This window comes from Nonomuraea sp. NPDC052116 (assembly GCF_040680035.1).
Classification (GTDB): domain Bacteria; phylum Actinomycetota; class Actinomycetes; order Streptosporangiales; family Streptosporangiaceae; genus Nonomuraea; species Nonomuraea angiospora_A.
Window position 1 is genome coordinate 191,621 of the sequence record NZ_JBFAWA010000012.1, and the last position, 21,282, is coordinate 212,902.

Consider the following 21,282-nt stretch of genomic DNA (forward strand, 5'->3'; position numbering starts at 1 on the left):
ACACTGACAGGTCTGTAAACCCAGGACAAGAGGTCAGAGCTCGCCGAGGCGGCGGGTGAGGAAGCGGCGCTCGGCCTCCGTCGTGGCCAGGTCGAGCGCCCTCCGGTACGCCGCCCGCGCCCCCGCGGTGTCGTCCAGGCGCCGCAGCAGCTCGGCCCGGGTGGAGTGGAAGTACCGGTAGCCGTCGAGACCGAGCCCGTCCACGATCGCCAGCGCCGCCCGCGGCCCGTCGACCTCGGCGACCGCCACCGCGCGGTTGAGCTCGACCACGGCCGAGCCCGTCAGCTCCCGCAGCCGGTCATAGAGCGCGGCGACGGCCCGCCAGTCGATCCGCTCCTCGGTCTGCAGCGCCGCGATGGCCGCCTGCACCACGTAGGCGCCGCGGGCGCCGAGCGCGAGGGCGCGGTCGAGCAGCGCCTGCCCCTCCTCGATCTGAGCGACGTCCCACAGGCCGCGATCCTGCTCGTGCAGCAGGACGATCTCGCCGTCGCGGACCCGGGCGGCGCGCCGCGAGTCGTGCAGCAGCATCAGCGCCAGCAGCCCGGCGGCCTCGGGTTCGCCGGGCACGAGCCCGACCAGGATCCGGGCCAGCCGGACGGCCTCGGCCGCCAGGTCGGCCCGGCCGTCGCCGTACCCCTGGTTGAAGATGAGGTAGAGCACGGACAGCACCGCCTCCAGGCGGGCGGGCAGCAGGTGCTCCCGGGGGATCCCGAACGGGATCCCGGCCGCGCGGATCTTGTCGCGCGCCCGGGAGAGCCGCCGCTTCATCGTCTCGTCGCTCACCAGGAACGCCCGGGCGATCTCCGGGGTGGACAGGCCGCCCAGGGCCCGCAGGGTGAGCGCGACCTGGGCCTCGTCGGCCAGGGCCGGATGGCAGCACAGGAAGAACAGTTCGAGCCGTTCGTCGGGGACCGCCGACTCGTCCATCGTCACCTCCTCGCCCGGCTCCGCCCGGTCCAGCAGGCGGAGCTTGCCCGCATGAGTACGGTCCCGGCGAAGGCGGTCGATCGCCCGGCGGCGTCCGGTCACCACGAGCCAGGCCCCGGGATTGTCCGGGACCCCGTCGCGGGCCCAGCGCTCGGCCGCGACGGCGAACGCCTCCTGCGCGGCCTCCTCGGCCACGTCGACGTCGCCGGTGTAGCTCACCAGGGCGGCGAACACGCGGGCCCACTGGTCGCGGAAGATCTCCTCGAGCACCGGCTACCGCTCCACCAGCGGCCGCACCTCGACCGATCCGCCGAGGCGGGCGGCGGGGACGCGGGCCGCCAGCTCCAGCGCGTCGTCGAGGTCGTCCGCCTCGACGACGTAGAACCCGCCGAAGATCTCCTTGGTGTCGGCGAACGGCCCGTCGGTCATCAGCGTCCGGCCGCCCTGGACCCGGACGGTGGTCGCGGTCTCGGCCGGTTGGAGCCGCTCGCCCGAGATCATGCGCTCGTCCCGCATCAGCGCGACGTACTCGGCGGTGATGGCGGCGCGCTCGTCGGCGGTGAGCCCGTCGTACGCTCCGGGCCGCTCGTTGATCAGCAGTGCGTATCTCACGGTGGTCTCCTTCACGCCGCCGCGTCGCGGCCGTAGACGAGGCGGACGGCCTGACCCACGCGTTCGGCGGACTCCAGAGCCAGGCCGAGGGGCCGGTCATCCTGATCGAACAGGCGGCGTCCCCGGCCCAGCACGGTCGGGAACACCAGCAGCCGATACTGGTCGACCAGGTCATGCGCCCGCAGCGCGGCGACGACGCTGCCGCTGCCGGCGACCACGATATCCCGTTCCCGCCTGCGCCCGGCCACCTCCTCGATCAGGTCGCCCCGCAGGAGGGAGGAGTTGCTCCACGCCTCGACGCCGTCCGGCGATCGCGAGGCGACGAGCTTGGGGATGGCGTTCATCTTCAGGGAGAACTCGTCGTCCCTGCCGGGCCAGATGCGGGAGAAGCGCTGCCAGGTGGCGCGGCCCAGCAGCATGACCCCGGTGTCCAGCACCTCGCCGAGCGCGAACTTGTCGCCGGCCACCGACTCGGGCCCGTACCGGAAGGCCCAGCCTCCCCACGGCGTCCCGTCCGCCCCGTCCGGGTCCTCGATGACCATGTCGAGGGAGACGAACTCGATGACGATCAGCTTGCCCATGTCCTTGAACCTTCCTCGTAGCCGGTTGCTCGGCAGGAGGACGGACGGGTGGGGCCCGGGAGGACAGGCCGTCGATGTGACCCTGGTCACATCCGAAGCGGCCTTTACTCGCGAGCGGCTGCCCACATGTTTAAGCACACGGTAACGTGTCAACTACTGTGCGTATAGAATGCCTGGTTGGACGGTCAAGGTTTCGCACCGGTTCCCCCCGATCCGGGGCACCCCTCCATGCCCCGGGGCCGGTGCGGGCGGGCCCGGCCGCTCCAGCGCTGACGGTGAAAGGTTCGGTGAAACTCCGTCATGCACATCGAGCACGAAGACCACGTCTACGGCCTCCCGATCCCGCACGGCCACGCCGTCGGCGACGGCTTCGTCACCGTGCCGGCCCAGGCCGCCGGCCCCGGCCAGCTCACGCTGCTGACCCCCACCGCCGTACACCACCAGGTCTTCACCGTGGTCCGGTTGCGGGCCGGCTACGACCTGGCCGAGGTGGACGCGTTCCTGTCCACCGTGGAGACCACGATCAGCCTGCTCTGGCAGGACAACGCCCACCTGCGCGAGCGTCTCGCCGCCGCCACCCCCGCCCCGGCCGACATGCTAGCCGCCGCGGAGGAGAGCGCGCGGGAGACCGTCGAGGTCGCCCGGCACGAGGCGCGGCAGACTGTCGAGACCGCCCGGGAGGAGGCGCGGGAGGCCGTCGAGGCCGCCCGGCAGGAGGCGCGCCGGCTGCTGACCGAGGCCCGCGCCGGCGCCGAACGGGTGCGGCTCGATGCCGCCGCCGCGGCCGAGGCGCTGACCAGGACCGCCCGCCTGGCCTATCAGGAGGCCATCGAGGAGCAGTTCAACGAATTCGACGACGTCCTCGCCGACCACGGCCGGCAACTGCAGGACAGCCTGCACACCCAGCTCGGCCGGTTGCGCACGGTCCTGGAGGACGTCGCGACGCCCGGCCACGGCACGCACACCGGCCCTCTCGCGGCTCAGTGATCGATCACCGCACACCAGCCAGAAAGGCCGTCACATGTTCTTGCCGCTCGGGGGGTCAGTACTGCCGTTGCCGGCGCGCGACGCGGCCATGGGCGCCGCCATGCCGGTCTGGACGGTGTGGGCCGCCGTGGGCCTGGTGGCCCTGTCCACGCTGGCCGGCGCCCACCTGGCGCAGCGCAAGGCCGACCGGATCAGCGTCTGGCTGGCCGTCGCCTCGGCGCTCATGCTCATCACCGCACTGACCGACGTGATGCCCGACGCCTGGCGGGAGGCCGTCGCGACCCATGTGCCCGTGTGGCTGGTGGCGCTGGCCGGGCTGTTCGGGTACGTCGTCATCACGCACTTCACCCGCCACGGGTGCGCCCACCAGCACGACGTGGGCCGGCGTGCCCGGCATGCTCCCGGCATGCACCGGCGGGTCGAGCAGGCCGTCAGCGCCGCCGTGTACGGGGGAGTGGGCACCGCCGTCGCGCTGAGCCTGCACCGCATGATCGAGGGCGCCACCCTGGTGCTGGCCGCCTCGATCATCGTCGTGGCCGCGCTCATGATCCACTCGGCCGGTGAAGGGGTGGCCCTGACGGCCATGCTCGACCTGGCCCGCAAGCCGCTGGCTCCCTGGCTGGCGCTGGCCTGCCTCAGCCCGGCGGCCGGCGTCGTGCTGGCCAGCGTGGCGCCGCTGCCGCCGCAGAGCGTGCCGATCCTGCTGGGTGTGCTCACCGGCGTGCTGCTGCGTACCGCGATGGTCGGGCTGCAGATGGCCCGCGCCAGCGGCCGGCTGCCGCGCCGCCAGGTCGTCGTGGTGGCGACCGGCGTGCTGGCCGTGGGCGGCCTGCTGGTCACCGCCCAGACCATGCTCCCCGGCGCGCTCCCCGCCCCGGCCGTCCCGGTCGCCGCCGCCCGCCTGGGCAGGCCGCCCACCCCGCCGCCGCGCCCGCCGTCCCCGCGGCCCAAGCCGACGACCGGACCCGAACCGATGACGGCCGGCGAGCTGCGCACCGCCGTCGCGGCCGGGCGGCTCGGCCTGGAGGCCCTGCTGTCGCGCACCGACCTGGCCACCATCGGGGCCGACGTGGAAACGGTGCTGCGGGCCCTGCCCGGGCGCAGCGCCACCGAGATCACCCGCGTGCTGCGCAGGGGCAGGATCCTCAGCGGCGCCAGCATCGGGGACCTCACCCTGCGCCAGCGCCACTACCTTCTCCTCGCCCTCGGCGCCATCCCGGCGAGCCCGGCCGGATGAGCCGCAGCGCCTATCAGGGGGCCCGGCCGGTGAGGTAGCGCTGCAGCGTCGGCGCCAACCAGGCGATGAGCTCGTCGGGCGAGGACGAGACCAGCGCGTCCACCCGTACGGCGTAGCGGGTGATGGCCAGCCCCACGAGCTGGCCGGCCGCGAGCGCCGCGCGCAGCTCGGGCTGGTCCACGCCGAGCTTCCTGGTGACCTTGCCGAGCATGTCGTTGGCGAGGAACTCCCTGATGAGGGCGGCGGCGTGCGCGTTCGTGGCGGCCGAGCGCATCAGGCCCAGCACCGGGCCGGGCCGGTCCACCGCGCCGAGCAGGCCGAGGACGTATCCGGCCAGCCGCTCCCCGAGCTTGCCGCGGGGCCCGTCCAGCAGCATGGCCACGGCCTGCTCGGGCTGGAACACCGACGTCACGACCGCGCTGAACAGCTGCTCCTTGCCGCCGAAGAACCGGCGCACGAGCGCCGGGTCCACGCCGGCGTCCGCGGCCACCTGGCGCATGCTGGTGGCCTCGTAGCCGCCCGCGCTGAAGGCCCTGGCCGCCGCGGCGACGATCTCTTCCCTGGTGGTCGAGGCCCCCGGCCGCCGCCCGGTCCTGCCTGTGCGTTCCTCCACGGCCGCCAAGTTATATCCCCGTACAGGGACTTGCTACCCCTATAAATCAGATGCTGACGGCTACAGTGCTCTGTTAGCGTCAGCATCGTGACGGCAGTCGAGTTCCCGATCCTCGGGACGGAACCTCTCGCGGTGGAGCTGGCCAACACGCTGTACGGCGCGGGGGAGGCGCGGATCGACTTCCTGCCGGACGCCCGGCGGGTCGGCGAGTGGTTCGCCCAGGTCTCCGAGCGCCATGGGATCGCGGTCCCGATGGGTCCGCACGCGGCCCGGGTGCGGATGTTGCGCGACTGCGTGCACGCCCTGCTGTCGGCCGCCGTCGAGGGGCGCGTTCCCGACGCGGCGCCGGTCCGGCGGGTCAACGACTTCACGGCGGCGGCGCCGACGTACCTGTGGCTCGACTGGAGCGGCGGCGCGCCGGCCTCGCGCTGGACCAGCACAGTCACCGGCACCGGCCCGGCCGCCGTGCTCGGGAGCATCGCCACCTGCTGCGTCGAGCTGCTGACCGGCCCCCAGGCGGATCGGGTACGCCGCTGCCAGGGCCCCGGCTGCTCCCTGTTCTTCGTCCAGAACCACCCCCGCCGGCGCTGGTGCCACCCCTCGTGCGGTCACCGCGACCGCCAGGCCCGCTACTACCGCCGGCAGCACACCCCCGGAGCGTCCTGATGATCACATGGCGTCGGCTCGGCCAGGAGGACTTCCCCCTGCTGCGTACGTGGCTGGAGCAGCCGCACGTGGCGCTGTGGTGGAACCACGAGACCTCGATGGAGGCGGTGACCCGCGACTTCGGCCCCGCCGCCCGCGGGGAGGAGTCGTCGGAGGACCTGCTCGTGTTCCTCGACGGTCGGCCGCTCGGCCTGGTCCAGCGGTCGCGGTACGCGGACTACCCCGACTACCTGGCCGAACTGGCGACGCTCACCCCCGTCCCCGACGGCGCGGTGAGCATCGACTACCTGATCGGCGACCCCGGCCAGGTCGGCCGGGGTCTGGGCCCGGAGATGATCCGTTCGGTGATCGAGCGGACCTGGACGGAGATCCCCGGCTCGTCCTGCGTGCTGGTCCCCGTCTCGGCGGCCAACCGCGCGTCGTGGCGGGCGCTGGAGAAGGCCGGGATGCGCCGGGTGGCCGAGGGCGAGCTCGAGCCCGACAACCCGATCCACGATCGCGCCCACTACGTCTACCGGATCGACCGGCCGGCCGACCTCGAGTAGACCAATCGCTTGGTTGGGAAGTATCCTTGGCCCCCGTCGGCAGCGCAACGAGGACGTGAGGGCACCGTGGTCGAGCAGCAGCAGTCCAGCGGCGGTTTCATGGCACGCGTCAGCACCGCGCTCCGCCCGTTCTTCCAGTGGCTTGCGGGCACGAGGGGCTTCGCCCGGGTCGCGCCCAAGATCGTCCCGCCTCTTGATCGCTTCGTCAATCGGGTGACCGGCGGCCGCGTGCTCATGGGGGACCAGATGATCCCCCACCTGCTGCTCACCACGACCGGCAGCAAGTCAGGGCAGGAGCGCCAGAGCCCGCTGGCCTGCCTGCCCGAGGACGGCGGCACGTTCCTGGTGGTCGGCAGCAACTTCGGCAGGGAGCACCACCCGGCCTGGAGCGGCAACCTGCTCAAGACCCCGCAGGCCACCGTGACCTTCCGCGGGCGGGTCATCCCCGTCACGGCCGCCCTGCTCGCGGGGGCCGACCGCGAGCAGGCCTGGCAGGCGCTCACCGGCTTCTGGCCGCTGTACGACGGCTACACCGAGCGCTCCGGCCGCGAGCTGCGCGTCTTCCGCCTGTCCCCGCGCTCCTGACCGCCCCGTTACCGGCCGCCGGCCACGTCGCCGACGACCTGCGGGATCTCGAACAGGTTGGCGGTGTCCCCGGTGTGCAGGAACGCCACGTTCCGGCCCGGCTCGACCCGCCCCGAGCGCACGTGGTCGAGCAGCCCCGCGAAGCCCTTGCCCGTGTAGACGGGACCCATGAACACACCGTCCGACCGGGCCAGCTCCTTGATGGCGGCGACGCCTTCCGGCGAGGGCACCGCGTAGTCATCGCCGATGAACCGTTCGTCGACGTCGATCTCGGCGCGGATGACCTCGTCGGCGGGGACCGGGACCTCGAGCAGCTTGAGGATGTGCTTCACGCGGTCGACGATCACCTCGACGTTGATCCAGTTCCCGGGCCGGTAGTCGCAGATCGCGATGGAGCGCACGACGACCGGGCTCCCCGTCACCAGCTTCGCCGCGATCAGCCCCGGCAGCGCCGTGCCCGTGCCCGCGGTGTGGTAGAGGTAGTCGAGCCGGGCCCCGGACGCCTCGGCCTGCTGGATCATCTCCGTGAACGTCAGCGTGTGCGCCACGAAGCCGTACGGATGCGCGCCTCCGGTGGGCACGATCAGCGCCTTGTGCCCCTGCGCCTCCAGCTCGGCCTGGCGGGCGGTCATCGCGTCGGCGATGCGCTGCTGCTCGTCGGCCGTGTCCCAGTAGGCGCCGCCCCGGGTGGGCAGGTAGTGCGTCTCCACGTCCATGATCTTGCTCAGCAGCAGGTTGCCGCGGTACTCCGTGAGCTCGCCGTGGCGTCCTTCGTCCCGGGTGAGGAAGAGGATCGGCGTGAGCCCGGCGGCCCGGCAGGCGGCGGCGAACTGCATGCCGGAGTTCGTCAGGTAGACGCCCTGCGTGATGAGGTGCGTGACGCCGTCCTCCAGGGCCTGACCGATGATGAACTCGGCCAGGCGGGTCTTGCTCCCGCTGATGGTGCCGGGCCCCGCCAGGTCCTCCCGCTTGAGGAAGAAGCCGGCCCCGTAGGCGGCCGACAGATTGTCCAGGCGGTGGAAAGGCGTCGGGTAGAAGCCGATCCGCCTGCGGGGCAGCCGGTCGACCAGCGCGTCGAGGGCGGCGAGGTCCATGGTGGAAACCCTTCTTCAGGCGACGTGCCTCCATGCTCCATCAGCCCGTCCATAAGCACCAGCAAAGTCTGCTAAGCCAGGCATTAGGTACGCTAATGGTCGTGCCCGGACAACTGGAGCCCCGCCTCCTGGCCACGCTGGAGGCCGTCGTCCGGCTGGGCTCGTTCGCGGCGGCCGCCGAGGAGCTCGGCTACACGCAGGGGGCCGTCTCCCAGCAGATCGCCGACCTCGAACGGCGGGCGGGGTTGCGGCTCCTGGACCGCCGTCCCGTACGCCCCACCGCCGCCGGCATCGTCCTCCTGCGGGCCGAAGAGACGGTCCGGGCGGCGATGACCCGGGCCCGGACGGAGCTGGAGGCCCTGAACGCCGGGCTGTCGGGCGAGGTGCGGCTGGGCGCCTTCGTCTCGGCTGCGGCCGGCCTCGTCCCGCCGGCCCTGGCCGCGTTTCGCCGGGCCTGCCCGGGTGTGCGGGTCACGCTGAGCCAGTACGAGACCGAGGACGCCTACCAGCGGCTGCTCCGCGGCGACCTCGACCTCGCGGTCACCTTCGACTACAGCTGGTTCCCCCTGCCGCCGCCACCGGGCCTGCGGCGCTCGCTCATCGGCCGCGACCCGGTCATGGTCGCGCTCCCCGCCCGCCACACCCTGGCCGGGCGCACGTCGCTGAGCCTGGCCGACCTGGCCGGCGAGGCGTGGATCGGCACCCCCGTCACCGGCCCCAACCTCGGCCCCCTCGCGGAGCTGGCCCGCTCCGCGGGCTTCCATCCCCGGCTCGCCTTCGAGGGCGACGACTTCAGGACGGTGCTGCAACTCGTCGCCCACGAGCTCGGCATCGCCGTGCTGCCCGCGCTGGCGCTCACGGACACGGTGGACGGCGTCGTCGCCCGCCCCATCGCCGAGGAGCCCCTCGTACGCTTCCTGTACTGTTGCCGGATCGACACGGCCGGGGCGCCGGCCATCGTCACCCGGCTGGAGACGTGCCTGACCGAGGCCGCCGCCGGCCTCCCACGGCCGTCGTGACGGGCGGTTTCGAGCCCCGGACGCCCCGCCGCCCCGACCGCTCCTGCGGCGCGCCGCTCACCGCGTAGGCCGCCGCCCGCTGCGGCCCGAGCCGCGACCCCTGGCGGAACAACGTCGCGAACGCGGACCGGCCCAGCGCCGCGCGGGCCTGCTTCGTGCAGCGCTCGTGCGAGGTCGCGTGGTAGCTGATCCACTCGGGCGAGGTCCCCACCGCCTGCCACATCGCGTGCGCCGCCCCCAGCAACGCGGCGGCCCGGTCGTGCTCGTCCCGCGCGCCCGCGAGCCAGGCCAGCATCTCCAGGCACTGGGTCAGGCACCACCGGTCGTTGATCCGCCCGGTGAACTCGGTGGCCGCCGTCAGCAACGCCTCCGCGCGCCGGCGCTCGCCCAGATTCCAGTGCGCGACACCGAGCGCGAGCTGCGCGTACGCGCGGAAGACCAGGGCCCGCCGGCTCTCGCACAGGGTCAGGAGCCGCTCGCCGAACTCGCTCGCCTGGCGGGGATCCTCGGTCGAGCCGTACGCGGCCCCGACGTAGAGGTTGAACATGATGCCGTCGATGTCGCCCATGGCCTCGTGGAGGGCGAGGGACTCCCGGATCAGCGCCAGGCCGCGCCGGGCGTCGCCGGTGTAGAACGCCGCGACGCCCGAGCTGCGGATGCCGTGCGCCACGAGCTGCTCGTCACCCTCCCGGCGGGCGAAGGCGATGAATTCCTCCAGCCGCCGCATGGCGGTCACGGCCTGACCCTGGCGCAGGGAGAGCAGGCTGTCGGCCCAGACCGCCAGCGCACGGCACCGGCTGCCCTCCGGCACCAGTTCCAGGCCGCGTCCCAGCCAGTAGCGGCCCTCCACGAACGATCCCGCCAGGAGCCAGAAGCACCACATCGCCGACGCGGCCTCCAGCTCCATCGGCGCCAGCGCGGGGTCGCTCAGGCACATCTCCAGGGCGACGCGGATGTTGGGCAGCTCCCGCTGCAGGAGCAGGTAGCGGTCCAGCTGCTCGGGGACCATCCGGTCGATCCGGTGCTCCGTCACCAGGTCCCGGTAGTGCTCGGCGTAACGCCGGCGCAGCCGCCGCTCCTCGGGAGGCGGCAGCTGCTCGCAGCCGTACGCGCGCAGGGCCTCCGGCATGCGGTATCTGGGGCCCTCCCTGACCAGGACCGACTTGTCCACCAGGCCGGTCAGGTGGTCGAGCACGTCGAGCCGGTCGATGCCGTCGCCGGAGCACACCGCCTCGGCGGTCTCCAGGTCGGCCCCGGAGGGGAACAGCCCCAGCCGCGCCCACAGCCGCCGCTCCCCGGCCGAGCAGAGGCGGAAGCTCCAGTCCATGGTCGCGCGCATCGTCTGGTGGCGGGGCAGGGCGGTGGGGGTCTTCGCGGCCAGCACGTCGAAGCGCTCCTCCAGCTCCCGCGCCAGGCGTTCGAGCGGCATGGAACGCAGCCGGACCGCCGCGAGCTCGATCGCCAGCGGGATGCCCTCCAGGCGCCGGACCAGCTCCGACACGGGCGCCACGTTGCGCGCGTTGAGCCGGAAGCCGGGTACGGCGCCCGCCGCGCGCGCCACGAAGAGCCGGACGGAGTCGTGGCGGCCGACCTCCCTGACCGTGTGGCCGCAACCGGGGCCGGGATCGGGAGTGGACAGCGGAGCGACCGTCAGCACCTGCTCGCCGGAGACCCGTAGCGTCTGCCTGCTGGTCGCCAGGACCTGCAGCCGGGGCGCGGAGCGCAGCAGCCGGTCCACGAACCGGGCGCAGACCGCGGTCAGATGCTCGCAGTTGTCCAGGACCAGCAGCATCCGCTTGCGGGACAGGTAGTCCACCAGCACGCCCATGGGGTCGCGGCGCACGTCGCGCAGCCCCAGCGCCATGGCGACCTCCGACTCCAGCAGGTCGCCCGTCTCCAAAGTGGCCAGCTCGACCACCTCGACCCCGTCCTCGTACGTGTCCCGCAGCAGCTCCGCGGCCCTGAGCGCCAGCCGGGTCTTGCCGACGCCGCCCGCGCCCGTCAAGGTGAGCAGCCGGGACCTGCCCAGGAGCTTCCGCACCGTGGACAGCTCCTGGGCCCGCCCGACGAAGGTGGACCTGTCGGTCAGAACGCCGGCGCCGGACCTCATGGGGAACTCCCGGGAAGCAGGCCCTGCTCGCCGACCCAGGCCGCGATCTGGGAGCGCGAGTTGAACCCGAGCTTGGTCAGGATGTGCTCGACGTGTCCCTCGGCCGTGCGCTGGGCGATCACCAGCGCGGAGGCGATGGCCTTGTTGGTCATGCCCTGGGCGACGAGCCGGGCGATCTCCATCTCCCTGCGGGTGAGCGGCGAGGCCGGGGCCGCGGCCGCGGGCTTGGCCGGTTTCACGCTCTCGCACATCGCGTACGCGAGCGCGTCGGCCGGGGTGAACTCGGTGCCCCTGCGGAAGGCGGCCTCGAACTCCTCCTCGCCGAGACGCTCGCGCGCCAGCGCCTCGGAGGCGTCGTGGTGGCTGGACAGGTAGCCGAACGGGGGAGCGCCGAACGACCGCCAGCGCTCCTGCGAGGCCCCGAACAGCACGGCGGCGCGCTCGGGCGTGCCGTCGGCGGCCATCCACGCCAGCGCCTCGATGCACAGGGCGGTGCCCAGCCGGTCGTCGAAGGGCCGCTTGAGCCGGATGGCCTCGCGCTCCATCTCGACCCCCCTGGCCACGTCGCCCTCCCGCCACACCTCGATCCCGTACACCCACAGCGTGTACGACCTGAACCAGTGGTCAGCGCGGGCCTCGCAGGCCTCCAGGCCCTCCTTGAAGCGCGTGACCGCCTCGTCGGGATGGCCGAGGAGTGAGTGGGCGGTGGCCAGGTACAGCAGCGTGTTCACCACCCCCATCGGGGCGTCCGCCTCGCGGTAGCCCGCCACCGCCTCCTCCAGCAGGGCCGCCGCGCCGGTGATGTCGCGCTGGAGCAGGGTCATCAGGCCGGAGACGTAGGAGATCTCGGCGGGGATCGCCGCGCCGTCGAGCTGTTTCGCCAGCTCGCGAGCCTCCTCGAGCATGTCCGCCGCCAGCGCGAAGTCGCTCTGCAGCACCGCCAGCCGCGCGTTGACGCACAGCGCGTTGGCGCGCGCGGTCGCCGCCGCGTCACCCGCCGCCGGACCTGCCGCCGGGCCTGTCGGAAGGGCCGCCGCGTCGCCCGCAGCCGGACCCGCAGCCGGGCCCGCTGGAGAGGCCGCCGCGTCGCCCGCCGCGAGCAGGCGGTCGAGCCAGTCGCGGGGCTCCCGCAGCGACCCGGTCGCGATCCAGTAGAACCGCAGCGCCGTGGCGATGGCCAGGCCGCGCACCGCCTCGCCCGGCGTCGTGAGGCAGTAGTCGAGGGCGCTGCGGAAGTTGCCGTGCTCGGCGCGCAGGCGGTTGAACCAGGCCACCTGGTCGGGGCCGAACCACTCCCGCTGCCCACGGCTCGCGAGGTCCGCGAACCAGTCGCGGTGCCGGGCCCGCAGCGCCGCCTCGTCGCCCGACTCGCGCAGCCGGTCGCGGCCGTACTGGCGGATCGTCTCCAGCAGCCGGTAGCGCACCGTGGTCTGGTCGCCCTCGCGGGCCAGCACCGACTTGCCCACCAGGCCGACCACCAGATCGACGACCTCGTCGGGCTCGATGCCGTCGCCGGCGCACACGTGCTCGGCCGCCTCCAGGTCCAGACCGCCGGAGAACACCGACAGCCGGGCCCAGAGCAGCCGCTCCTGCTCGGTGCAGAGGCCGTAGCTCCAGTCGATCAGCGCCCGCAGCGTCTGCTGACGGGGCATCGCGGTACGCGCCCCCATCGTGAGCAGCCGGAACCGGTCGTCCAGCCGGGCCAGCAGCTGCTCCACGGAGATCGCCCGCAGCCGGACGGCCGCCAGCTCGATCGCCAGCGGGATGCCGTCCAGCCGCCGTACGATCCGCGCCACGCTGTCCTGGTTGTCGTCGGTGACCTCGAACCCCGGCAGCACGGACTGGGACCGGTCGGCGAACAGCCGGATCGCGTCGAACTGTTTCAGCGAATCCGTGGACGACCGCGAACCGTCGAACTCCGGCATGGGCATCGGCGGAACAGGCATCATCTGCTCGCCCACGACGCCGAGCGTCTGCCGGCTCGTGGCCAGGATCCGCAGCCCAGGGGCGGCGCGCATGAGCGTTTCGGCCACCGCGGCGCATTCGTCCAGGAGGTGCTCGCAGTTGTCCAGGATGAGGAGCATTCTCTTGTCACGCAGATGATCCGTGAGCACCTCTATGGAGGGCCGCACCGAACGGTCCTGGATTTCCAGGCATTCCATCACCGTCTGCACCAGCAATTCGGGGCTCTCCAGCCCCGCGAGCTCGACCAGCCACACGCCGTCGGGGTAGCTGCGCCGCAGGTCGAAGCCGACCCGCATGGCGAGGCGGGTCTTGCCGACGCCACCGACGCCGATCAGGGTCACCAGCCTGGCATCGGACAGCAGCCGCTTGACCTCGGCGATTTCGTGCCGCCTGCCGATGAAGCTGTTGAGCTCGGCGGGCAGGTGACACGAAACGTTCGGTGCGGTTGTGGTCATGAATGCTCCAACGGCTCCGGTGCTCGGATCACCGCGCCTCCGGTGCCCGAGCTTCCACTCCCAGATTATTCGGTGAAGGTACCCCTCGCACTTTGTCGTTTCCGCGCGGGTGCAGTCGGTCAAGCAAATCCCCATTTTCCGGAAAAATTGGGAAAAGTCGGTGGCTAAATGGCGGCGCACTTTACCGAGGCGAGGACATAGCTTTGCCCGGCGGGATTTTGTCTTTAGACATCTCGGGCATGGATGCAGACGGCGACCCGGAGTTTCAACTCGCCGGGAAGGAGACGATCATGGCGACGTCAACGTCACCGTTCGCATTCCACCGTGGTGGTTACTCGGGCTGGCTCGGATTCGCCGGCACCCTCTCGATGGTGCTGGGTATCTTCAACATCATCGAGGGCATCATAGCCCTGTTCAAGACGTACTTCTTCGTCACGCCCGGAGGCCGCCTCCTGGTGTGGAACTACACCGCCTGGGGCGTGATCTGGCTGGCGATCGGCGTCCTGATGTTCGCGGTGGGGCTCGGCGTGCTGGCCGGGCAGACCTGGGCCCGCTGGACCGGGGTCGTCCTGGCCGGGCTGGCGATGATCGGTCACTTCGCCTTCATGGTGGCCTTCCCGCTCTGGTCGGTGATCGCGATCGCGCTCTGCGCCCTGGTCATGTACGGCCTCATCGCGCCGCCCAAGGGGGCCACCGGCGTTCCCGCGTGACGATCACGGGGTCCGGTGGCGTCACCCGAAGGATGTACGCCGATCTCCTCAGCGGGCAGGAAGCCTGGAGACCCGGGCCGTCGCTAGCGTTGCTGGAAACGGCTCTGATCGAAAGAGGTCCCCATGGCTCCTGCCCGCAAGACGTTCCTCACCGGACTGGCGGTCTTCGTCATCGGGCTGGCGCTGTGGCTGTTCGGGCTCGACGTCGAGATCGTGGTGTTCACCCCGTCGAAGATCGGCGTGGTCATGATGGTGCTCGGCGCGATCGAGGCCGCGTACGGGCTCTACCGGATCGCCCGCGACGAGCGCGCCTGACGCGGTCAGAGCCAGCCGGCCTCGGTGGCGATGCGGACCGCGTCCAGCCGGTTGCGGGCGTCGAGCTTGGTGACGATCGCCCCCAGGTAGTTGCGTACCGTGCCCCTGGTCAGGTGGAGCGCGGCGGCGATCTCCGGGAGGTCGTCACCGCCGGCGGCCCGGCGCAGCACGTCCACCTCGCGCGGTGACAGCGGATTCGCCCTGGCCGCGATGGTGGCCGCGGCGAGGGCGGGGTCGACCACCGTCTCGCCCGCGTGGACGCGGCGCACGGCCGCGGCGAGGTCGGCGGGCGGCGCGTCCTTCAGCATGAACCCCTGGACGCCGGCCGCCAGCGCCCTGCGCAGCACCTCCGGCCGGCCCAGCTGGGTGAGGACGAGCACGCGGCAGCCGGGGAGCCGTTCACGGAGCACGGCGGCGGCCTCGATGCCGTCGATACCGGGCATCTGCACGTCCAGCACGGCCACGTCGGGCCGGTGCGCCAGCGCCGCGGGCAGCACCGCGTCCCCGTCCGCCGCCTCGGCGACGACCTCGATGTCGGGCTCCAGGCGCAGGAGCGAGGCGAGCGCCCCGCGGATGAGATGCAGGTCCTCGGCCAGCAGCACCCGGATCACTCTCGACTCCCCCCGAAGCATGGGGACCATGATATTTCCGATGTCCGGTTCGTGCGTTTCACCTGCCGGATCGAGGTGCCTGGCACTGGTCCGGGACCGGCCGCGTTCGCGATCTTGGGAGGCATGCAGAAAGCCCTGTTCCCCGGCCTGACGACCGTACTGATGACCGGGCTGCTGGTGTGCGGCCTGTCCGGCGGAGCCGCCGCCGCCTCCATCGACCTGGAGGACGTCGGAACGCTGGTCGACCAGGTGGTGCCCGCCCAGCTCGCCGCGCACGGGATCCCCGGCGCGGCGGTCACGGTGGTGTCGGGCGGCCGGCAGGTCTTCTCCCGCGGGTACGGCTACGCCGACCTGGCCGGGCGCGTTCCGGTGGACGCGGCCCGCACGGGGTTCTTCGCCGCCTCGACGGCCAAGACGTTCACCGCGATCGCCGCGCTCCAGCTCGTCCAGGAGGGCAAGCTCGACCTGCGCGCCGACGTCAACACGTACCTGAAGACCTTCAAGATCGAGAACACCTTCCCGGGACGGCCGGTCACCCTGGAGCACCTGCTGACCCATACGGCCGGCTTCGCGGACAACGTGCTCGGCTCGTCCTGGGAGGACCCCGGAGCCGCCGAGCCGCTTGCCGAGGTGGTCAAGAACGGCCGTCCGGAGCGGGTGCGCCCGCCGGGGACCGTCCTCGCCTACGACAACTACGCCTACAACCTCGCGGGCTACCTGGTCGAGGTGGCCTCGGGGCAGCCGTTCGCCGAGTACGTGCGCTCGCGCATCCTCGCGCCGCTGGGCATGGAGGGCACGTCGTTCAAGGCGCCGCTGCCCACCGCCCTGCTCGGCACCCTGGCCCGGGGATACAACGGGGACGTTCCGTACAAGCGCTACTACGGGTCGCCCGCCTCCGGGGCCGGGCCCGTCACCACCGCCGCCGACATGGGGCGGCTGATGATCGCGCTGCTGGGCGACGACCCCCGCTTGGGCAGGAACGTCGGCACGACCATGATGACCCGCCACTACACGCAGGACGACCGGCTCCCCGGCATGGGGTACGGCCTGGAGGAGACGGCCAGGAACGGTCGCCGGATCTTCTCCAAGGGCGGCGACATCAACGGCTTCCACCACGTGCTGGCCCTGCTGCCCGACCAGGGGACCGGCGTGTACGTCGTCTTCAACGGCGAGGATTCGGAGGCCGCCGCCGCCGAGCTGGTCGACCGGGTCGTCGACCGCTACTTCCCCGGCAAGCCGGAACAGCCGCGGCCGGTGCGCGGGGACACCTCGGCGTACGCGGGGACGTACACCTCGACCCGGATCCCCGGCGACCTGCTGAGGTTCGGCGCGCTGTTCACCAACGTGACCGTGGAGGCGGCGGGGGACGGGACGATCACCACGACGGGCCTGTCCCGCGACCCCGCCAGACCCGTGCAGACGTGGCAGCTCGTCGGGCCGGGGCTGTTCGCCGAGCGGGGCGGACAGGAGCGCATCGCCTTCGACGGCCACGGCCTGCTCGCGGGCGGCCACCAGGAGGAGGCGGCCACGTTCGAACGCTCGGCCGCCGGCCTGCACGTGTGGCTGGTGTACGCGGGCCTGGCCGCGTTCGCGCTCGCCGGGCTCGGGATGCCGGTCGTGGCGCTCGTCCGCAGGCTCCGGGGCAGGCCCGCCCGGCATCGGGCCGCGTGGTGGCTCGCCTGGCTGACCGGCGTGCTCGTCCTGGTCTTCGCGTACGGCCTCGCCGTCACGATCGTCATCGCGCCGACCGACGCCATCTTCCTCGGGTCCCCGCTGCTCACGGCCGCCCTGATCGCCTCGTCCACGGCGTTCGTGCTCAGCGGCGGGGTCCTGGCCTGCTCGGCGGGCGCCTGGTGGAAGGGCTGGTGGGGCCCGGCCGGGCGGATCTCCTACACGGCCTTCGCGCTCGTCTCCGCGGGCTTCATGGCCGTCGCGTACGCGTACCACATGGTCGGGGGCGTGTTCGGCTGATCCCCGCCCGGGACCCGGACCCGCGCTGTGGGATGCTTGGCCGCGAAACGGTGAAGGTCGTCTCGCGGTGGGGATCGAGTGTCCAAGCTCATCATCCTGGTCGTGCTCCTCCTCCTGGTGATCCCCCCGGCCGCAGGACTGCCGGGCGCGTCGGCGCTGCTCTCCCTCGCTCTGCAACTGCTGTGCTCGCTGCCGCGGACCCGGCGGCTGCGGGGCTGGTGGCTGGTGGCCGGCCAGGCGGCGCTGTTCGCCTGGATGGGGCCGGTGCCCTTCGGCGGGCCGTCGGCGTTCTTCGCCGCCTCCGTCCTCCTGGTCGCCCGCGGGCCGCTGCGCTGGGTGCTCTTCGGCGGCGTGACGGCCGCCGCGGGCGTCGTGAACCTCGGCGCCGACGCCTACGTCTGGGTCAACGCGGTGGGCAACACGGCCACGCAGGGGCTGGTCGTGTTCGCCCTCACGCGGCTCAGCGACCTGCGCGACGAGCTCCACGCCACCCGGGCCGAGCTGGCCGCGCGCTCGGTGGCCGAGGAGCGCGAGCGGGCCGGCCACGACCTGGACGCGGTGCTCGGGTCCACGCTGTCCCGCGTCATCGGGCTGGCCGCCGCCGGGCGGGCCGGGGAGATCCCGCCGCTGACCCGGCGCGCGGCGCGGCAGGCCAGGCAGCGCCCCGAACCGCCGCCGATCCCGCCGCCCGGCGACCTGACCCCGCGGCTCGCGCTGCCCATCCTGACAGTGGTCTACCTGTGGGTCCCCGTCGCCGCGATCATTGTCGTCGCCCGCGCGCCGGTGCCGGTCGGGCTGCGGGTGGCGTACTGGGCCGCGGTCATCGGGGTGGTCGCGCTGCAGGCGTACCACGCTCTGCCGCGGCCTCCCGGCGTCCGGCCGAGGCACGCCGCCTGGACGCTGCCCGCGCAGCTGCTGCTCGCGTGGCTGCCGCTGCTCGAACCGGACCGCCCCTACTACCAGCTCGTCGGCTGGGCCGCCGCCGCCCTGCTGATCGTGACCCCCGCGCCGCGCCTGGCGTGGGCGCTGTACGCGGCGGTGGTGGCGAGCGTGCCAGCGGTGCTCCTGGCCCGGTCCGGCCCGGCCGCGGACATCCCGGCGGCCCTGGTGGAGGTGGTCGGCATGTCGGCGATGTTCTACGGGCTGACCGCCGTGACGCGGCTGGTCTACCAGGTACGCGAGTCGCGGCTGGCGCTCGCTGGGCTGGCCGCGGCCCGGGAGCGGCGCAGGATCGCCCAGGACGTCCACGACCTGATCGGGTACGGCCTGTCCGCGATCACCGTCAAGGCCGAGCTGGCCGCCCGCGACCCCGCCCGCGCCGAGGCCGAGCTGGCCGGCATCGTCACCGTGGCCCACACCGCGCTCGCCGACCTGCGCGCCATCCCCGGGGACGGCGAACCCGGGCTCAGCCTGCGCGCCGAGCTGGCCTCGGCCCGCGAGGTCCTCGAGGCCACCGGCGCGACCGTGGAGATCGACCCCGATCCCGCACCCCTGCCCGCCGGCGTCGACGCCCTGCTCGCCGTCGTGGTCCGCGAGGCGGCCACCAACGTGCTGCGGCACAGCGAGGCCCGCCACGTGACGATCGCCCTGACCACCGGCGACGACCTCGTACGGCTGCGCATGGACAACGACGGCGTCACCGGCCGCCCCGCCGAGCCCGGCCAGGGCATCGCCAACCTCACCGCCCGCCTCGCCGCCCTGGGCGGCCGCCTCACGACCGCCTCCCGGGATCACCGCTTCCGGCTCGACGCGACCGTGCCCGCGCAGCGCTGACCCGGTTGTCACATTCGCGGGGGCTACGACGTCTTGTCTGTGTAGACGCGTCTTACCGGACAGCGAGGTGAGCCCCTTGATCCCCTATACCGATCCCAACGCCTGGCGGATCGCCATGGACGCCAGCGAGGCGACGCTCTCGGCCGGTCTCGGGAGCGGCGACTTCGACGGCTCCTTCTACCTGAGCCCGGCCGGGTCGCTGGCGGGCTTCACGCTGCGGCTCTCCCTGCCCGGGGTGCCGGAGCTCCTGTGGGAGTCGGTGAGCCTGGAGGGCGGATCCGAGGTCCGCGGGAGCAGCCGGCTGCTGCTGGACGGGCGGGCGGCCCGCGCCGAGGTGTCGGGGTTCTGCGCGCGGGTGCCCGTGGGGCAGACCGGGAGCTCGTACCTGAAGATCGTCCTCACGGCCAGGTTCTCGCCCCTGCGGCTGCGCCGGCTCAGGTGGCGGCTGCGGCCGGTGACGCTGCGCCTGTTCACCGAGATCCGTCCCGCAGGGTGACCCAGAACGCTTCGCAAAAGTACGAAGCGTCACAGTACGCGCCGTGATCACGGCTAACCTGCCGTTTCATGACGTACGGCCCGCAGCAGCCACAGTTCAACGCCCCCTACCCCCCGCAGCAGCAGCCCGCCTTCGCGCCGCCTCCCGTGGTGATCGACGTCGGCGGCGACGCCAAGGTGAAGGCGCTGATCGGCGGCTCCGTCGCGGGAGCCCTCGGGCTCATGGCGGTCTTCTCGGCGCTCACCGGGCAGACGACGGGCGGCGCGGGCTCCGCGGTCGCCGTCCTGGTCATCGGGCTGATCTTCCTGTTCATCGGGCTGCTGCCCATCATCACCTGGCGCAAGCTCAGCCGGCCGCGCAAGCTCGTCTTCGACGTCCACGGCGTGCGCTGGGACGACCCCCAGGGCCGCCCGTGGGCGGCGCCGTGGGCCGAGCTGTCCGCGGTGGGCATCTCGCGCACGCAGCAGCGCCGCGTCAAACTGGCCGACTACATCATGCGCAAGACGATGGTCCGCCTCGACCTCTTCCCGGCCGACCCGGGCTTCCGCGCGCGCCATCCGGACATGGAGCACCTGTGGGAGTTCCACACGGTCAAGAACGGCTACCGGCTCCCGCTGGGCTCGAACCCCAAGTACATCCCGGTCATCGAGCACGCCATGCGCCAGTACCGTCCGGCCATCTACCTGGGCATCCGCGACGAGGGCTTCATGGTGGGCCTGGTCTGAGGAGATCAGCCGAAGTCCAGGAAGACGGTCTCCTCGTCGCCTTGCAGGTGGATGTCGAACCGGTAGACGCCCGTACGCTCCTCCACGGGCACCAGCGTCCGCCCGCGCTCCGGGGGCAGCGAGCCGAGGAAGGCGTCCTGGGTGAAGTAGATGCGGGTGTAGAGGTGGTGGAGCAGGCCGCGGGCGAACACGCAGACGCTGATGTAGCCGTTGCCGGGTGGGAGCGTGCGCAGGGCCCAGCCGCCGTCGGCATCGGTGGCCACCCGGCCGAACCCGGTGAAGTCGACCCCGCGCCGGCCCAGCGGCACGCCGGTGACCTGGTCGCGCCGGAGCGTGCCCGGCGCGCCCGCGAGGCCGCCGGACGGGTCGGCCTGCCAGAACTCCAGCAGCGCGTCGGGCACCGGCTCGCCCGCGCCGTCGTAGACGCGGCCGTGGACGGTGATCCCGCCGTCGGCGACGTCGCCGCCGCGGGGGATCGGCAGCGCGTAGCCGTAGAACGGGCCCACGGTCTGCGAGGGGGTGGGGTTCATCGGCCTTCCTCCATCCAGGTCGCGGCGGGGCCGTCCAGCACGATGTCCCACCGGTAGCCCAGCGACCACTCCGGCACGGACAGGTCGTGGTCGTAGGTGGAGACCAGCCGCTGCCTGGCCCGCTCGTCGGTGACGGAGTTGAGCACGGGGTCGTACGGGAACAGCGGGTCGTTCGGGAAGTACATCTGGGTCACCAGCCGCTGCGTGAAGGCCGTGCCGAACACCGAGAAGTGGATGTGCGCGGGCCGCCAGGCGTTGACGTGGTTGCGCCACGGGTACGCGCCGGGCTTGATCGTGGTGAACGCGTAGCGGCCCTCGTCGTCGGTCAGGCAGCGGCCCACGCCCGAGAAGTTGGGGTCGAGCGGCGCGGGATGGTCGTCGCGCTGGTGGAGGTAGCGGCCCGAGGCGTTGGCCTGCCAGACCTCCACGAGCTGGCCGCGTACCGGGCGGCCGTCGCGGTCCAGCACCCGCCCCTGGACGGTGATCCGCTCGCCGAGCGGCTCGCCGGCGTGCTGCCTGGTCAGGTCCGCGTCGAACGGCGCGACGTCGGCGACGCCGAAGACCGGTCCGGCCAGCTCCGCCGCCTCCGGGTCCTTCAGCGCGACGAGCGGCTGCTTGGGGTGGCGCAGCACGCTGCTGCGGTAGGGGGCGAAGTCGCGATCGGGATGGTCGGCCTCTGCGCCTTCGCGGGCCTTGCGGACCTCGGCGATCTCGCGGTCGATGTCGGCTTGGGTGAGGGGTGGGGTCATCTGCGG

22 protein-coding genes are annotated in these 21,282 nt (G+C 72.7%); 12 read left to right on the plus strand and 10 right to left on the minus strand.

Annotation, left to right across the window (positions count from 1 at the left end):
- Positions 1-33: 33 nt before the first annotated feature.
- Genes AB0L65_RS24565 through AB0L65_RS24575 form a run of 3 tightly spaced genes read right to left on the minus strand, consistent with a single transcriptional unit; the run spans position 34 to position 2,120 of the window.
- Positions 34-1,197, minus strand: coding sequence for a sigma-70 family RNA polymerase sigma factor (locus AB0L65_RS24565; protein ID WP_364249131.1), 1,164 nt, complete (start codon positions 1,195-1,197; stop codon positions 34-36).
- A gap of 3 nt (positions 1,198-1,200) precedes the next feature.
- Complete coding sequence (locus tag AB0L65_RS24570) at positions 1,201-1,539, minus strand: YciI family protein (protein ID WP_364249133.1); 339 nt, start codon at positions 1,537-1,539, stop codon at positions 1,201-1,203.
- 11 nt (positions 1,540-1,550) lie between these two features.
- Positions 1,551-2,120, minus strand: coding sequence for a dihydrofolate reductase family protein (locus AB0L65_RS24575; RefSeq protein ID WP_364249135.1), 570 nt, complete (start codon positions 2,118-2,120; stop codon positions 1,551-1,553).
- A 300-nt stretch (positions 2,121-2,420) separates the two neighbouring features.
- Between AB0L65_RS24575 and AB0L65_RS24580 the strand changes: the two genes are divergently transcribed.
- Both AB0L65_RS24580 and AB0L65_RS24585 read left to right on the plus strand, forming a co-directional pair.
- Positions 2,421-3,107 (plus strand): DivIVA domain-containing protein, encoded by a 687-nt coding sequence (locus tag AB0L65_RS24580; protein WP_364249137.1) that lies wholly within the window; start codon positions 2,421-2,423, stop codon positions 3,105-3,107.
- Positions 3,108-3,174: 67 nt separating this feature from the next.
- Positions 3,175-4,344 (plus strand): hypothetical protein, encoded by a 1,170-nt coding sequence (locus tag AB0L65_RS24585; RefSeq protein WP_364249139.1) that lies wholly within the window; start codon positions 3,175-3,177, stop codon positions 4,342-4,344.
- A gap of 13 nt (positions 4,345-4,357) precedes the next feature.
- Here AB0L65_RS24585 and AB0L65_RS24590 read toward each other — a convergent pair whose 3' ends face one another.
- The gene (locus tag AB0L65_RS24590) at positions 4,358-4,957 is read right to left on the minus strand and encodes a TetR family transcriptional regulator (protein WP_364249141.1); all 600 of its coding nucleotides are present in this window, start codon (positions 4,955-4,957) and stop codon (positions 4,358-4,360) included.
- Positions 4,958-5,044: 87 nt separating this feature from the next.
- Between AB0L65_RS24590 and AB0L65_RS24595 the strand changes: the two genes are divergently transcribed.
- The 3 genes from AB0L65_RS24595 (at position 5,045) to AB0L65_RS24605 (ending at position 6,753) form a co-directional block, all read left to right on the plus strand.
- On the plus strand, positions 5,045-5,623 hold the full coding sequence (locus AB0L65_RS24595) for an ABATE domain-containing protein (RefSeq protein ID WP_364249143.1): 579 nt from the start codon (positions 5,045-5,047) through the stop codon (positions 5,621-5,623).
- A complete protein-coding gene (locus AB0L65_RS24600) occupies positions 5,623-6,168 on the plus strand; it encodes a GNAT family N-acetyltransferase (RefSeq protein ID WP_364249145.1) in 546 nt (181 codons plus the stop codon). Before AB0L65_RS24595 ends, AB0L65_RS24600 begins: the two co-directional genes overlap by 1 nt.
- 66 nt (positions 6,169-6,234) lie before the next feature.
- Complete coding sequence (locus AB0L65_RS24605) at positions 6,235-6,753, plus strand: nitroreductase family deazaflavin-dependent oxidoreductase (RefSeq protein WP_350727655.1); 519 nt, start codon at positions 6,235-6,237, stop codon at positions 6,751-6,753.
- 8 nt (positions 6,754-6,761) lie between these two features.
- Here AB0L65_RS24605 and AB0L65_RS24610 read toward each other — a convergent pair whose 3' ends face one another.
- A complete protein-coding gene (locus AB0L65_RS24610; protein WP_364249147.1) occupies positions 6,762-7,847 on the minus strand; it encodes a pyridoxal-phosphate dependent enzyme in 1,086 nt (361 codons plus the stop codon).
- A 101-nt stretch (positions 7,848-7,948) separates the two neighbouring features.
- Here AB0L65_RS24610 and AB0L65_RS24615 point away from each other — a divergent pair, with 101 nt between their 5' ends.
- Positions 7,949-8,866, plus strand: a complete 918-nt coding sequence (locus AB0L65_RS24615; RefSeq protein ID WP_364249149.1) for a LysR family transcriptional regulator — start codon at positions 7,949-7,951, stop codon at positions 8,864-8,866.
- Here the strand turns inward: AB0L65_RS24615 and AB0L65_RS24620 are convergent.
- Positions 8,808-10,976: an AAA family ATPase gene (locus AB0L65_RS24620; RefSeq protein ID WP_364249151.1), complete on the minus strand. Its 2,169-nt coding sequence runs from the start codon at positions 10,974-10,976 to the stop codon at positions 8,808-8,810. The two genes, AB0L65_RS24615 and AB0L65_RS24620, sit on opposite strands and share 59 nt — an antisense overlap.
- A complete protein-coding gene (locus AB0L65_RS24625) occupies positions 10,973-13,396 on the minus strand; it encodes a LuxR C-terminal-related transcriptional regulator (RefSeq protein WP_364249153.1) in 2,424 nt (807 codons plus the stop codon). The genes AB0L65_RS24620 and AB0L65_RS24625 overlap by 4 nt, the downstream gene beginning before the upstream one ends.
- A gap of 290 nt (positions 13,397-13,686) precedes the next feature.
- Between AB0L65_RS24625 and AB0L65_RS24630 the strand changes: the two genes are divergently transcribed.
- Complete coding sequence (locus AB0L65_RS24630) at positions 13,687-14,106, plus strand: hypothetical protein (RefSeq protein WP_350727660.1); 420 nt, start codon at positions 13,687-13,689, stop codon at positions 14,104-14,106.
- Between the two features lie 123 nt (positions 14,107-14,229).
- Complete coding sequence (locus AB0L65_RS24635) at positions 14,230-14,421, plus strand: DUF5708 family protein (protein ID WP_364249155.1); 192 nt, start codon at positions 14,230-14,232, stop codon at positions 14,419-14,421.
- 5 nt (positions 14,422-14,426) lie between these two features.
- Here the strand turns inward: AB0L65_RS24635 and AB0L65_RS24640 are convergent, their stop codons facing one another.
- Positions 14,427-15,032, minus strand: coding sequence for a response regulator transcription factor (locus AB0L65_RS24640; protein ID WP_364249295.1), 606 nt, complete (start codon positions 15,030-15,032; stop codon positions 14,427-14,429).
- A 123-nt stretch (positions 15,033-15,155) separates the two neighbouring features.
- Between AB0L65_RS24640 and AB0L65_RS24645 the strand changes: the two genes are divergently transcribed.
- From AB0L65_RS24645 to AB0L65_RS24660, 4 genes are all read left to right on the plus strand, one after another.
- Positions 15,156-17,003, plus strand: coding sequence for a serine hydrolase domain-containing protein (locus AB0L65_RS24645; RefSeq protein WP_364249157.1), 1,848 nt, complete (start codon positions 15,156-15,158; stop codon positions 17,001-17,003).
- Positions 17,004-17,081: 78 nt separating this feature from the next.
- The gene (locus tag AB0L65_RS24650; protein ID WP_364249159.1) at positions 17,082-18,776 is read left to right on the plus strand and encodes a histidine kinase; all 1,695 of its coding nucleotides are present in this window, start codon (positions 17,082-17,084) and stop codon (positions 18,774-18,776) included.
- A 76-nt stretch (positions 18,777-18,852) separates the two neighbouring features.
- Positions 18,853-19,272, plus strand: a complete 420-nt coding sequence (locus AB0L65_RS24655; protein ID WP_364249161.1) for a hypothetical protein — start codon at positions 18,853-18,855, stop codon at positions 19,270-19,272.
- A gap of 68 nt (positions 19,273-19,340) precedes the next feature.
- Positions 19,341-19,997 carry a hypothetical protein gene (locus tag AB0L65_RS24660; protein ID WP_364249163.1) on the plus strand — a complete coding sequence of 219 codons (657 nt, stop codon included), beginning with the start codon at positions 19,341-19,343 and terminating at the stop codon, positions 19,995-19,997.
- Positions 19,998-20,002: 5 nt separating this feature from the next.
- Here the strand turns inward: AB0L65_RS24660 and pcaG are convergent, their stop codons facing one another.
- Positions 20,003-20,527: a protocatechuate 3,4-dioxygenase subunit alpha gene (gene pcaG, locus AB0L65_RS24665; protein ID WP_364249165.1), complete on the minus strand. Its 525-nt coding sequence runs from the start codon at positions 20,525-20,527 to the stop codon at positions 20,003-20,005.
- Positions 20,524-21,276 (minus strand): protocatechuate 3,4-dioxygenase subunit beta, encoded by a 753-nt coding sequence (gene pcaH, locus AB0L65_RS24670; RefSeq protein WP_364249167.1) that lies wholly within the window; start codon positions 21,274-21,276, stop codon positions 20,524-20,526. The genes pcaG and pcaH overlap by 4 nt, the downstream gene beginning before the upstream one ends.
- Positions 21,277-21,282: the final 6 nt, after the last annotated feature.

What these genes read in the sequence shown, in the direction of transcription:
- AB0L65_RS24600 (WP_364249145.1), top strand. Translation starts at nt 5,623, where the DNA reads ATGATCACATGGCGTCGGCTCGGCCAGGAGGACTTCCCCCTGCTGCGT.
- AB0L65_RS24620 (WP_364249151.1), bottom strand. Translation starts at nt 10,976, where the DNA reads ATGAGGTCCGGCGCCGGCGTTCTGACCGACAGGTCCACCTTCGTCGGG.
- AB0L65_RS24660 (WP_364249163.1), top strand. Translation starts at nt 19,341, where the DNA reads ATGACGTACGGCCCGCAGCAGCCACAGTTCAACGCCCCCTACCCCCCG.
- AB0L65_RS24580 (WP_364249137.1), top strand. Translation starts at nt 2,421, where the DNA reads ATGCACATCGAGCACGAAGACCACGTCTACGGCCTCCCGATCCCGCAC.
- AB0L65_RS24645 (WP_364249157.1), top strand. Translation starts at nt 15,156, where the DNA reads ATGCAGAAAGCCCTGTTCCCCGGCCTGACGACCGTACTGATGACCGGG.
- AB0L65_RS24610 (WP_364249147.1), bottom strand. Translation starts at nt 7,847, where the DNA reads ATGGACCTCGCCGCCCTCGACGCGCTGGTCGACCGGCTGCCCCGCAGG.
- pcaG (WP_364249165.1), bottom strand. Translation starts at nt 20,527, where the DNA reads ATGAACCCCACCCCCTCGCAGACCGTGGGCCCGTTCTACGGCTACGCG.
- pcaH (WP_364249167.1), bottom strand. Translation starts at nt 21,276, where the DNA reads ATGACCCCACCCCTCACCCAAGCCGACATCGACCGCGAGATCGCCGAG.
- AB0L65_RS24575 (WP_364249135.1), bottom strand. Translation starts at nt 2,120, where the DNA reads ATGGGCAAGCTGATCGTCATCGAGTTCGTCTCCCTCGACATGGTCATC.
- AB0L65_RS24625 (WP_364249153.1), bottom strand. Translation starts at nt 13,396, where the DNA reads ATGACCACAACCGCACCGAACGTTTCGTGTCACCTGCCCGCCGAGCTC.
- AB0L65_RS24630 (WP_350727660.1), top strand. Translation starts at nt 13,687, where the DNA reads ATGGCGACGTCAACGTCACCGTTCGCATTCCACCGTGGTGGTTACTCG.
- AB0L65_RS24635 (WP_364249155.1), top strand. Translation starts at nt 14,230, where the DNA reads ATGGCTCCTGCCCGCAAGACGTTCCTCACCGGACTGGCGGTCTTCGTC.